The sequence below is a fragment of the Prosthecobacter sp. genome (assembly GCF_044232965.1).
Lineage (GTDB): Bacteria > Verrucomicrobiota > Verrucomicrobiia > Verrucomicrobiales > Verrucomicrobiaceae > Prosthecobacter.
Genome location: NZ_JBIIKX010000034.1, coordinates 47608 through 58996 on the forward strand (window position 1 = coordinate 47608; position 11389 = coordinate 58996).

Here is an 11389-nt window from a genome sequence, read left to right on the forward strand (position 1 = left end):
GAGTCAAGCCGGGGAACGCACTTCACCGGCCCGGCGGCGTCGCATTCCCCCGCCGCTGTTCTTGACACCCCCGCACCGTCCACGCTCTGATGGAGCGCATGGCCCTGCGTCTGGACACCGCCGTCATCCGTGGCGAAATCGACAACACCACCCATGGAAACGTGCGGGGGAAAATCTGGCTCGTCGGCCGGGATGAACCGGTCCTTCTCGACCTGCGGGGTGATGCCTGGCGCGATGTCGCTGGCAGCCGGATCACCTTCACCAATCCCATGCCGGAACCGCAGGCTGCTGCCGCCGCGTTGCACCCGAAGCAGAAAGGCCACGTCGGGGACATCACCGCCTCGCAGAAGGTGAAGGTGTTCACGGAGGGTGACGCTCTGGAGGGCCTGCTCGATGAGGACGACGAAACAGAGGCCGCGTCAGAGTGGCGGAACTCGCTGTACCTGGAGTGGTTCTCCGAGGAAAACGGGCGCGTGTTCATCGAGAGCACCGACTTTGAGATCAGCGTCGCCGAATGGCTTTGGGAGATGGACGCGGCCACCGAGGAGGCGCAGAAGATGACCAACCTGCACACCATGCGCGGCTGGCTGGCGGGCATCATTCAGCGCCCCGAGCCGGAAGAGGAGGAAGGGGACGACTTTGATGACAGCGAGGAGTCCTGGGAGGCATCCCTCAAGCAGTCCGACCGCCTGAGCGACGCGCACATGGAGGCGCTGGAAAAATACGGCATGGACGGTCTGGATGATGACCGTGTGTCCTTCGTGATGGGCTGGGATCACATGCTCGGCGGCGGCGATGGTGAAAGCGTTGCTGCGGACGATGGCGAGGCGTGGAAAGGCGAACCTGCCGCGAGCGATCCCCAAGTGTTTGACGAGGAGGTCTTCGACCAGTGGCTTGAAGAAGAGGAGTCCAAGGCGCAACATCCGCTGCAAAAGCGGGCGCATGATCTCGTCATCCGCGTGATGACCGAGATCGACGAAGAGCGGGGAGAAAACGCCGAGGCCAGCGATGGGGACACGGCGTTGGATCGCTTCATCCGTAACACGATGAACATCAGCGGCAAGCTGGCCGGGGCGCTCGTCATGCGCGGCTTTGCCGGTTCCAGCAACAAAGGCTACACGCTCGCCATCCTGCGCCGCTGCCTGAACTGGGCCAACGAGGCTCTTTCCGCCCTCAATGAGCTGGCGGAATCGCCTGCTTGGCAGGACCGGCAGGATTTGCTCGCCGAATTCCGCGCTGAGTTGTTTGCCCTGCGCGATGGGATGACGGATCTGCGCAGGGAGCTGCGGGGGAAGTAGCCCGGTTGCGGCGCAACAGGACTACTTTCTCAGCGACTTCCACGGCTCTTCCTCGCTGTGATCCACGAGGCCGGGCTCATCCGCCTTCGCGGGCGAAAGGATCGCCAGGAAGACGAGCATTTCATCGCCCACGTTCCAGGTGCCGTGGATTTCGCCCATCGGGATGAAGGCCATGTCGCCCGGGCCGAGGATTTTCTTCTGCTGGCCGACCCACTGCTCCGCCTTGCCGGAGATGATGTAGATCATCTCCTCCCGTGTCGGGTGCGAGTGAAAGGGATGGCTGCGGCCCGGCTCCATGTTGGCGCGCACCATCATGAGGTGCTCGTTGTTCACGATGTCGTTGCGGCACAGCCACTCTTCGAGCGTCCACGGGGACTGGTAATCGACTTTTTCAGCAGCGGTGACGAAACGGCGGTTGGAGATGGCGTCAGACATGGTGTGCGATGCTAGCGTGATGAAATCGGGACGGCAAGCCGGGGGATGCACCTGTGGCTATCCGATTTGCCACCAAAGTGGTCCGCACAGTCCTCTGTGCGGGCGTGGTAGTCTTCTGGAAGACTTTGCGGGTAAACCTCCGCATGGGAAGATGTTTTCTGGAAGATCGGAACTTTGAACTGATCGCGGAGCGCCGCACAGGGGACTGTGCGGACCACTTTAATAGTTAAACAAATCCTTCACCACCCACGGGCGCTCAATCTCCTTGCCCTGCTGCTTCATGAGCAGGGTCAGGGCGTCGGCCATGCGCTGTTTCATGTGCTTGGTCAGGCGGCGGCCTTTGCGGGCGCGTTGCACGGCCTTGTGGGTCATCGGTTCGGTGCTGGCGGTCACCAAGGCATGATTGGTCACCTCATGCTCGGTCATGATCCCGTCCAGAGGCTGCACGCCCATGTTGCGCTCGATTTCGTCTTGTCCCATGATCACCCTCTCATTCCGCAAACCGTCATCCGCAATCTGAATTCGAGCCATGTGCGCCACGCTCCATCTCGTGAGTTATTCAAAGGCGAACAAGCGGTGAGGTAATGTTTCCATATGGCTTATCCGGGTCCATCAGTTCCTTCCGTGATGCGCCGGGCGATGGCCCCGGCCCTGGAGGCGTTCGTGGACCTGATCTACCCGCGATTGTGCTGTGGGTGCCATGTGCCGCTGGGGCAGGGGGCCCCGCGCGACGGTGAGAGAGCGTGGTTTTGCCAAGTTTGCGCGGAGGAACTGCCGCTGGTGGCACCGCCTTACTGCCGGGTGTGTGGGGAGATGTATGACGGGGCGTTCACACATGAGTTCCGCTGCATGAACTGCAGCGGGCGCAAGCTGGAGTTCGAGTTTGCCGTGGCGGCCTGCCGAGCAGAGGGCGCGGTGCGGGAGCTGGTGCATCAGTTCAAGTATGACCGCCGCCTGCAACTGCGCGGCGCTTTGGCCGCGCTGATGCTGCGGACGCTGGAGGAGCCGCGTCTGGCAGGGGAAAATCTCGCCGAATGGCTGCTGGTGCCGGTGCCGCTGCATCGCAGCCGGGAGCTGGACCGGGAGTTCAACCAAAGCTGGGAGCTCTGCCAGCGGCTGGCGCAGTGGACGGGCATCCCGGCGGCGAACGCCCTGGCCCGCATCCGCGAGACGGACACGCAGGCCAGCCTGGACCGCGATGAGCGGCTGCGAAACCTGCGTGGGGCGTTTGCACTTCGGAAACCACGGCCCTGGCAGGCCCAAATCTCGCTCCAGGGCCGCCGCATCCTGCTGGTGGACGATGTTTTCACCACGGGCGCGACGACGAGCGAGTGCGCCCGGGTGCTGCGGCGGGAGGGTGGGGCAGAAAAAGTGGTGGTCATCACCGCAGCACGCGGCTAGGATCGGCCCCGCGTCCGGCTCTGGCCGGGCCTGACAGTGCGAATGCCGGGCGGATTCGATCCGCCGCGACACCTCCTGCGACATGCCACTCGGGGAGACGCTCCATCAGGTCCGCCTTCGCAGGACGTCCACACCGACTGACCTACCATGGGATTTTTCAAAAAACGCACCGTTGACGCACTGGGTGAAAAGAAACGCGACATGCCGGAAGGCCTCTGGACGAAGTGCCCCTCATGCAATGAGAGCCTGTTCGAGGACGCGCTGAGCAAGAACCTCCGCGTCTGCACCAGTTGCGGCTACCACTTCACCATCGCCTCCGGCGAGCGCATCGCCAGCATGGTCGATGAGGGCAGCTTCGTCGAGATGGACCAGGGACTCGACTCCGTGAACGCCCTCGGCTTCAAAGGCTATCTAGACAAGGTGAAGGCCTACCAGCAGAAAACCGGCCTGACCGAGGCGGTGCTCACCGGGCGGGCCACCATCGAAGGCGTCCCGGTGCTGCTCGCCATCATGGATTTCCGCTTCCTTGGTGCCAGCATGGGCAGCGTGGTGGGTGAAAAAATCACCCGCGCCATCGAGGCCGCCACCGCCGAGCGCAAGCCGGTCCTCGTGTTCTCCGCCTCCGGCGGCGCCCGCATGCACGAGGGCATTTTGAGTCTGATGCAGATGGCCAAGACGAGCGGAGCGCTCGCCCGGCACGCCGAGGCGCGCCTGCCTTACATCTCCATCCTCACACATCCGACCACCGGCGGTGTTACCGCCAGCTTCGCCACGCTGGGGGACATCATCATCGCCGAGCCGAAGTGTATGATCGGCTTCGCCGGCCCGCGTGTGGTGAAGGAAACCACCCATGCCGACCTCCCTCCGGGTTTCCAGACCGCCGAGTTCATGATGCAGCACGGTTTGGTGGACATGATCGTGGACCGCAAGGACATGCGCACCACGCTTGCCCGGCTGCTGCGTTACATGACGGCGGCCAAGGCGGCCTAGCCTCGGCGGTGGATGTGATTTCCCCCTGAAAATGGCTGCAAAAGCCGCCTTTCCGCGTTTGCACTCGTAACGAAAGGGCGCATTCTCTGCGCCCCCCATCATGAGTGCCACATTGCCTTACCGCGCCAACGCGGATTTCCTCGAGTCCAAGTACGTGGACTGGAAAAAAGACCCTGGTTCTGTCGAACCGCTTTGGTCGTCGTTTTTTGAAGGTTTTGAGCTGGGCATGGCCCGCCTCGCCACCAAGGCGGAGGCCGCCGGTGCGCCGCTTTCCGAGAAGACGCTGAACTTCCGCATGCGCGTCACCAACGCTCTGCACAACTTCCGCGCCATCGGCCACACCGCCGCGCACCTCGATCCGCTGGACCCGGAAGGCCCGGAAATCCCGGCGCTCACCCCGGCGGGCCTCGGCTTCACGGCGGATGAGTTGGAGGAGGAGGTGCAGACGCACATGTTCCGCAACGGGCAGCCGATGAAGCTCAAGACGATGCTCGCTGAGCTGCGCCGCATCTACTGCGGGAAGGCGGGTTTTGAGTTCATGCACATCCACCACCCGGAAGTGCGCGCCTGGTTGCTGGACCGCGTGGAGGGCCGTGATCTTGAGGCCAAGTCTTCGGCGAAGGATCAGATCGACGCACTGCGCTGGCTGCTGGAGGCGGAGTCCTTTGAGCGCTTCCTGCACCGCCGCTTCGTCGGCCAGAAGCGTTTCTCGGTGGAAGGCGGCGAGTCGATGCTCGTGGCGCTGGAAACGATCCTGGAAGGCATGCCTGCGCAGGGCGGCAAGGAAATCGTGCTGGGCATGGCGCATCGCGGCCGTCTGAGCGTGCTGGCGAATTTCCTGCGCAAGCCGCTGGAATTCCTGTTTTACGAATTCAGCGAGAATTATGTGCCGAACATGGTTTCCGGTGACGGCGACGTGAAGTACCACCTCGGTTTTGAAACTGTGCGGCAGACCAGCGCTGGCGACTCCGTCGGTGTGATGCTCGCGCCGAATCCGAGCCATCTGGAGGCCGTCGATCCCGTCGTCGAAGGCATGGCGCGTGCCCGACAGCGCGCCCTGGGCGACACGAAGGACCGCAAAAAAGTCATTCCAGTGCTCATTCACGGTGACGCGGCCTTTGCCGGCCAGGGCCTCGTGGCCGAGGTGCTAAATCTCTCCCAGCTTCCCGGTTACCAAACCGGCGGCACGATTCACATCATCGTGAACAACCAGATCGGCTTCACCACGATGCCGGAGGACGCGCGCAGTTCCGATTACTGCACGGACGTGGCGAAAATGATCGAGGCACCGGTGTTCCATGTGAACGGCGACTGCCCGATGGAGGTGATGGCCGCCACGAAGCTGGCGCTCGATTTTCGACAGACCTTTGCCCGCGATGTCATCATCGACATCGTGTGCTACCGCCGCCATGGCCACAACGAAACGGACGAACCGGGCTTCACGCAACCGAACATGGCCCGTGCCATCGCCTCGCATCCCTCCACCGCGACGCTGTTCCGCCTGGACCTCGCCAGCCAAGGTGTGCTCGACGAGGCAGGGGCCGCTGCTTTGCAGCGCGAGCTCGAAGACGAGCTTGAGCAGGGCATCACCACCCTCGCTGAGAAAGACAAGACCGCTGATGGCGGCAATCCTTTCGAAGGCAGCATGGCGATGCCACAGCCGGCTTATGATTACAACCCGGTGAAGACCGGAGTGGAGATGAAGAACCTGAAGAAGGTGGGTGAGCGCCTCCTCGAAGTGCCGGAGGGTTTCAATCTGCACCCCACGATCTCGAAACGCTTCCTCGCGGCCCGCAAGAAGGCCCTGGAGGCTGGCGAAGGCATCGACTGGGCCTACGCTGAGTCGCTGGCGTTTGGAACACTCCTCACGGAAGGCCATGGTGTGCGTCTCAGCGGCCAGGACGTGCGTCGCGGCACCTTCAGCCAGCGCCACAGCGTGTTTTATGATTCACAAACACGCGAGCGTCACATTCCACTGAACAACCTGCAAGCCGAGCAGGGTCGCTACTGTGTTTACAACAGCCTACTTTCCGAAGCCGCCGTGCTGGGCTTCGACTACGGCTACTCGCTGCTTGCCAGCAACCTGCTCGTCTGCTGGGAGGCGCAGTTTGGCGACTTTGTGAACGGTGCGCAGGTCATCATCGACCAATTCATCGCCAGCGCGGAGAGCAAGTGGCAGCGTCCGAGTCATGTGACGCTGCTTTTGCCGCACGGTTATGAAGGACAGGGCCCTGAGCACTCCAGCGCCCGGTTGGAACGTTTCCTGCAGCTCTGCGCCGGAGGCAACATGCAGGTCTGCAACTTCTCCACCCCCGCGCAGTATTTCCACGCGCTGCGCCGCCAGCTCAAGCGCAGCACGCGCAAGCCGCTCATCGTCATGACGCCGAAGAGCCTGCTGCGTCATCCGAAGTGCGTCTCCAAGCTCAGCGAGATGGCCGAGGGCACCACCTTCAGGGAAGTGCTCGATGACGACCAGCTCACCGTCTCGCCCGATCGCATCACGCGTCTCATTTTGTGCAGCGGCAAGGTGTACTACGACTTGCTGGAGTTCCGTGCCGAGAACAAGATCAAGAACGCCGCCATCATCCGCATCGAGCAGTTGTACCCGCTGAACTACGACATGCTGAAGGAGATCGTGGCGAAGTACCCGCGCGCGCAGAAGAAGTGGATCTGGTGCCAGGAGGAGCCGCGCAACATGGGTGCATTCTATTACATCCGCCCGCGCCTGGAGGAGCTGTCCAACCACAAGCTCCGCTACGCCGGTCGTGAGCGCAGCTCCAGCCCCGCCGCCGGATCCAAGGCCATCCACACGCTGGAGCAGGAGCATCTGGTCGAGAGCGCCTTCAATTCCTGATCCCACCTACCGCAAGCTTTCCCCAAAACACCCCGTCATGCCCGCAGACATCAAAATCCCCGCACTCGGCGAATCCGTCGCCGGAGGTCAGATCGCCAAATGGCACTTCAATGAAGGCGACTTCGTGAAGGTCGGCGACATCCTGCTCACCCTCGAAACTGACAAGGTCGCCGCAGAAGTGACCGCCGAGGTTAGTGGTGCCCTGCACATCGGCAAGCAACCGGGTGATGACGTGGAAGTTGGAGCCGTTGTGGGCCAGATTGACGAAAGCGCCGCCGCCCCTGCTGCCAAGGCACCCGAACAGCCGAAGCCCGCTCCTGCGGCCGCTCCGGCTCCAGAGCCGAAGCCGAGCAATATCACGGAATTCAAAGTCGTGCCGAAGCCTGAGCCGGCTCCTGCGCCCGTCACGAAAGCTCCTGCCGCACCTGAAGGCCGCGTGACGCGCAAAAAGATGAGCCCGCTGCGCAAAAAGATCGCCGACCAGCTCGTCAGCGCCCAGCGCACCGCCGCCATCCTGACCACCTTCAATGAGTGTGACATGAGCAACGTCATGGCGCTGCGTTCCAAGCTCCAGGATGCTTTTGTGGCCAAAAACGGCGTGAAGCTCGGCTTCATGAGCTTCTTCATCAAAGCCGTCGTCGAGGCGCTCAAGGCCGTGCCGCAGATCAATGTGCGCGTCGAGGGCGAGGAGATCGTGCAGCAGCACTATTATGACATCGGTGTCGCTGTGGGCACGGAGCGTGGCTTGATCGTGCCCGTGCTGCGTGACGCGGACCAGAAGTCCTTCGCCGAACTCGAAAAAGACCTCCTCGGTTATGCCGCGAAGGCGAAGGAAGGCAAAATCCAAGTCAGCGACCTCACCGGCGGTGTTTTCACCATTTCCAACGGCGGTGTGTATGGCTCGCTGCTCAGCACCCCAATCATCAATCCGCCGCAGAGCGCGATTCTCGGCATGCACAGCATCCAGCAGCGCCCGGTGGCCGTGGACAAGCAGGTTGTCATCCGTCCGATGATGAATCTCGCCCTCAGCTATGATCATCGTGTGGTGGATGGCAAGGAAGCGGTGACGTTCCTCATTCGCGTGAAGGACTGCATCGAAAATCCGGCCAGAATGCTCGTGGGAGCATGATCTGATGATTTGAATCAGAATTTGGCTGAACAAAGCGATTGTGGTGCGTTCTCATTCACGCACTGAAACACATTGTCATGACACAGGAACTTCCCGGCACGACTCTTCCACCCGACGCACCCGCGCCGAAAGGCTGGGGCGTGTGGATGCGGAACAAGTTCCTGGCAGGGCTGGCACTGGCGCTGCCGCTGATCATCACCTTTTGGATTCTTTACTCGATCTACGACATCCTGCACGGCTGGAGCAAGCCGGTGCTGGCTCAGATCGTGAACTTGGTGAACGAACTGTCCGAGCAGCCGCTGCTGGACATCAACGACCCGAAGCTGGAGAGCCTCACCAACTTCATTGGCTTCCTGTTTTCGCTGCTGATCATCCTGGGGCTCGGTTTCATGGCCACGAATGTGATCGGCGTGCATGTAGTCACCGCCATCGACAAGCTGCTGCTGCGTATTCCGCTGGTGGCGGTGATCTACCGGCCGCTCAAGCAGGTGATCGACGCCTTCCGCAGCCTGGGTGGCACGAAGCAGAACTTCAAACGGGTCGTTTACGTTGATTACCCGGTGACGGGCATGCGTATGATCGGCTTTGCCACCGGGCAGTACTGCGATCAAAAAAGCGGCAAGGCGATGACCTGCGTGCTGCTGCCCACCGCGCCCAGCCCGATGACCGGCTTTCTGCTCGTCGTTGATTCTGAAAAAGTCTGCGATGCGCCGATCAGCATTGAGGATGCCATGAAAATGATCATCTCCGGCGGACTGGTCGTGCCCTCCGGTGCCGTGCCGTTGAATCAAAAACCCGTTGCCCCGCCGCTGCCGGAATCTCTTCCCATTCCCGAACCGGAGTTCGAGCTGCCCGCCGGACTGCCGCGTGCCGAGGATTTCGACGCGGGGGACACCGAGATCCTGGCGGAGTCGCTGAACATCAAGAGCAGCAAACGCTGGTTGCGCGGCCTGCCGTGGAAAAAACGCTGAACTCACAGTGAACATCGACTGGCACACCTGGCAGCCTGACATCCGGGCGACGCTGATGTTCATCATCGACGAGGCGAAGCGCGAGGTGCTGCTCATCCGCAAAAAGCGCGGCCTCGGCGCGGGTAAAATCAACGGTCCCGGCGGCAAGATGGACCCTGGTGAAACCTCCGTGCAGTGCGCGGTGCGCGAGACGCAGGAGGAACTGGGCGTCACCGCCCTGAATCCGGTGCATCATGGCGAGCTGTGGTTTCAGTTTGTCGATGGTCTGCGCATGCATGTGGATGTGTTTGTCGCCACGCTGCATGAGGGCGAGGCCGTGGAGACGCCCGAGGCCGTGCCGCTGTGGACCTCGCTAGACTCGCTGCCTTTTCATGAGATGTGGGCTGACGACATCCACTGGCTCGCGCAAACCTTGATTGAGCGTCGTCATTTTACCGGGCGCTTCGTTTTTGATAACGACACGATGCTCTCCCAATCTGTTGAGTGGAAAGGACTTTAATTTAGTTCTTGAGCGATCGTAAGGCGGTGGATGTCTGAATAAAGATTCATTTATGTGAATTGTAGGCAAACTGGCCTATCTGTAGGAAGACAAGGCGGCTATTTAACCTCACTGATGCCATGATTAAATTCTTTATCACCCTAGTCTTGGCATTTTGGGTTCCTGTGGCATTTAGCCATGACGTGGCGAGGTCAAGCCTTATCACGCTGAACGCGCCCGTGGGGACGTTGGAATTCGCCTCCATTCATGAGGCGGGGCATGTGGTCTGCGCCAAAAGTGTGGGGATGATCGTGACGCGCGCATTGGTCTTCCAGCGCTCCAAGTCCGGAGTCGGCGTCTATTGGAAGGGGACCACCTCTCTGCGGGGTGGTGACAGGGGCAGGGGCATGGCCATTGCCAAGCTGGGCGGCAATTTTGCAGAACTCTTTCTGGCGGATAAAACCAACGCGGTCGTGGTTCCCACTTTTCTGGATGTCGTGGGCAACAGAAACGTGATCAGTCAGTCTGATGTCGTCACCCAGGCGGATTTGGGTGCCGACAGCCTCCTGACCGCGCAGCACAAAACTTACCGTGCGCTGGCTGGCAATGTGGCTTTGCTAAGCAGAGTTTATCAGCAACTTCGATCCGGTCACGCTTACCCGTGAGCGGAGATGAGCGCAGGTTTGGTCGAGAGGGGCTACTTGTCGATAAATCTCTGCGACTCTGGGTGGCTGATGAGCCACGATCTCGCGCCAAGGGGATCCCGTTCTTTCCAAGCCAGCCAAACTTGTGTCAAAGTGTCCTGCATGTGCTGGCGGTCTTGAATTTTCAATGCTGCGATGGTGGCCTGAACTGGAAACGTAGGCTCCAGGGCAACCGCCAGCTTCTCCAAACCGATGTCCTTGACCGGTCCTAATTTTTGCGCGGTCAGCCAGGCGGAGATCTGAGCAGCACGCCCGGCGAACTTTCCGGCGGGCAGCAGCAGCGGGTGGCGATCGCCCGGGCCATCGTGACGGAGCCGAGCACGCTGTTTGCCGATGAACCGACGGGCAATCTCGACTCCGTGACAACGCGGGACATCATCGAGATCCTCACCCGGCTGAATGTGGATCGCGGCATCACGGTGCTGATGTTCACGCATGACGAAAACGTGGCTGCGTGTGCGAAGCGGCGCGTGGTGATCAAAGACGGCCTCGTCGAATCCGATTCCACCTCGCCATGATCTGGAACGCCTTTGCCATCGCCGTGCGGGAGATCGGCCGCAACCTCACGCGGGCCTTTTTGACCGTGCTGGGCATCTTCATCGGTGTGGCGTCGATCATCACCATGGTCACGCTGGGCGAAGGATCCACGCTGGCGGTGAAGGCACAAATTTCCAGCCTAGGAAGCAATCTGCTCACGCTGCGACCTGGAGCGGGTTTTGGCCAACGCGGCTCATCGGCGGGCGTGCCGAGTTTCACGGAGAGAGACGCGGAAACGCTCGGCGAGCAGATCGCGAGCATCGCGGCCATCGCGCCGGTCATCAAGGTGCCGTTCAACTTCAACACGCAGATCAACGTGATCGCCTTCGCTTTCTCCGCGATTGTCAGCGTGCTGTTTGGCTACACGCCGGCACGCAGGGCGGCCAAACTGAATCCGATTGATGCGCTGCGGCATGAGTAGGCCGTTGCTGGGGTGAAGACCCCATTGAGGCACGAACATGCCGAAGCCTAGGCGGTGTCTTCGCAAATAAAACGCCTTTCTGGCAAGGTGCTGGAATGGGCGGGAGTTGAGAAGGAGCCATGTTCAACAAACTGACCCGGAGTCTGCAAACCGCCCTGCGTGACAGGGCTT

General features: G+C 61.2%; 11 protein-coding genes and 1 pseudogene. 10 read left to right on the forward strand and 2 right to left on the reverse strand.

The window, feature by feature from the left end; genetic code table 11:
- Positions 1 to 98: 98 nt before the first annotated feature.
- Positions 99 to 1298 carry a hypothetical protein gene (locus ACILSI_RS15105; protein WP_395722725.1) on the forward strand — a complete coding sequence of 400 codons (1200 nt, stop codon included), beginning with the start codon at positions 99 to 101 and terminating at the stop codon, positions 1296 to 1298.
- Positions 1299 to 1319: 21 nt separating this feature from the next.
- Here ACILSI_RS15105 and ACILSI_RS15110 read toward each other — a convergent pair whose 3' ends face one another.
- Both ACILSI_RS15110 and ACILSI_RS15115 read right to left on the reverse strand, forming a co-directional pair.
- The gene (locus ACILSI_RS15110; protein WP_395722726.1) at positions 1320 to 1733 is read right to left on the reverse strand and encodes a cupin domain-containing protein; all 414 of its coding nucleotides are present in this window, start codon (positions 1731 to 1733) and stop codon (positions 1320 to 1322) included.
- 219 nt (positions 1734 to 1952) lie between these two features.
- Positions 1953 to 2213 (reverse strand): hypothetical protein, encoded by a 261-nt coding sequence (locus ACILSI_RS15115; RefSeq protein WP_395722727.1) that lies wholly within the window; start codon positions 2211 to 2213, stop codon positions 1953 to 1955.
- Positions 2214 to 2372: 159 nt separating this feature from the next.
- Between ACILSI_RS15115 and ACILSI_RS15120 the strand changes: the two genes are divergently transcribed.
- The 9 genes and pseudogenes from ACILSI_RS15120 (at position 2373) to ACILSI_RS15160 (ending at position 11218) form a co-directional block, all read left to right on the forward strand.
- Positions 2373 to 3134 carry a ComF family protein gene (locus ACILSI_RS15120; protein ID WP_395722728.1) on the forward strand — a complete coding sequence of 254 codons (762 nt, stop codon included), beginning with the start codon at positions 2373 to 2375 and terminating at the stop codon, positions 3132 to 3134.
- Positions 3135 to 3281: 147 nt separating this feature from the next.
- On the forward strand, positions 3282 to 4124 hold the full coding sequence (gene accD, locus ACILSI_RS15125; RefSeq protein ID WP_395722729.1) for an acetyl-CoA carboxylase, carboxyltransferase subunit beta: 843 nt from the start codon (positions 3282 to 3284) through the stop codon (positions 4122 to 4124).
- A gap of 100 nt (positions 4125 to 4224) precedes the next feature.
- Entirely contained in the window at positions 4225 to 6978 is a 2754-nt protein-coding gene (locus ACILSI_RS15130; RefSeq protein WP_395722730.1) for a 2-oxoglutarate dehydrogenase E1 component, read from the forward strand.
- 37 nt (positions 6979 to 7015) lie between these two features.
- On the forward strand, positions 7016 to 8107 hold the full coding sequence (gene sucB / locus ACILSI_RS15135) for a dihydrolipoyllysine-residue succinyltransferase (RefSeq protein ID WP_395722731.1): 1092 nt from the start codon (positions 7016 to 7018) through the stop codon (positions 8105 to 8107).
- Positions 8108 to 8184: 77 nt separating this feature from the next.
- Positions 8185 to 9078, forward strand: a complete 894-nt coding sequence (locus tag ACILSI_RS15140) for a DUF502 domain-containing protein (protein ID WP_395722732.1) — start codon at positions 8185 to 8187, stop codon at positions 9076 to 9078.
- A gap of 7 nt (positions 9079 to 9085) precedes the next feature.
- Positions 9086 to 9577: an 8-oxo-dGTP diphosphatase gene (locus tag ACILSI_RS15145; RefSeq protein WP_395722733.1), complete on the forward strand. Its 492-nt coding sequence runs from the start codon at positions 9086 to 9088 to the stop codon at positions 9575 to 9577.
- A gap of 119 nt (positions 9578 to 9696) precedes the next feature.
- Positions 9697 to 10221, forward strand: coding sequence for a hypothetical protein (locus tag ACILSI_RS15150; RefSeq protein ID WP_395722734.1), 525 nt, complete (start codon positions 9697 to 9699; stop codon positions 10219 to 10221).
- Between the two features lie 284 nt (positions 10222 to 10505).
- Positions 10506 to 10778: pseudogene (locus tag ACILSI_RS15155) on the forward strand (ATP-binding cassette domain-containing protein); the annotation flags it as partial.
- The gene (locus tag ACILSI_RS15160; protein ID WP_395722735.1) at positions 10775 to 11218 is read left to right on the forward strand and encodes an ABC transporter permease; all 444 of its coding nucleotides are present in this window, start codon (positions 10775 to 10777) and stop codon (positions 11216 to 11218) included. The pseudogene ACILSI_RS15155 and the gene ACILSI_RS15160, both read left to right, overlap by 4 nt.
- Positions 11219 to 11389: the final 171 nt, after the last annotated feature.

Coding starts and splice junctions, on each gene's coding strand:
- ACILSI_RS15105 (WP_395722725.1), top strand. CDS start 99: ATGGCCCTGCGTCTGGACACCGCCGTCATCCGTGGCGAAATCGACAAC.
- ACILSI_RS15110 (WP_395722726.1), bottom strand. CDS start 1,733: ATGTCTGACGCCATCTCCAACCGCCGTTTCGTCACCGCTGCTGAAAAA.
- ACILSI_RS15115 (WP_395722727.1), bottom strand. CDS start 2,213: ATGGGACAAGACGAAATCGAGCGCAACATGGGCGTGCAGCCTCTGGAC.
- ACILSI_RS15120 (WP_395722728.1), top strand. CDS start 2,373: ATGGCCCCGGCCCTGGAGGCGTTCGTGGACCTGATCTACCCGCGATTG.
- accD (WP_395722729.1), top strand. CDS start 3,282: ATGGGATTTTTCAAAAAACGCACCGTTGACGCACTGGGTGAAAAGAAA.
- ACILSI_RS15130 (WP_395722730.1), top strand. CDS start 4,225: ATGAGTGCCACATTGCCTTACCGCGCCAACGCGGATTTCCTCGAGTCC.
- sucB (WP_395722731.1), top strand. CDS start 7,016: ATGCCCGCAGACATCAAAATCCCCGCACTCGGCGAATCCGTCGCCGGA.
- ACILSI_RS15140 (WP_395722732.1), top strand. CDS start 8,185: ATGACACAGGAACTTCCCGGCACGACTCTTCCACCCGACGCACCCGCG.
- ACILSI_RS15150 (WP_395722734.1), top strand. CDS start 9,697: ATGATTAAATTCTTTATCACCCTAGTCTTGGCATTTTGGGTTCCTGTG.
- ACILSI_RS15160 (WP_395722735.1), top strand. CDS start 10,775: ATGATCTGGAACGCCTTTGCCATCGCCGTGCGGGAGATCGGCCGCAAC.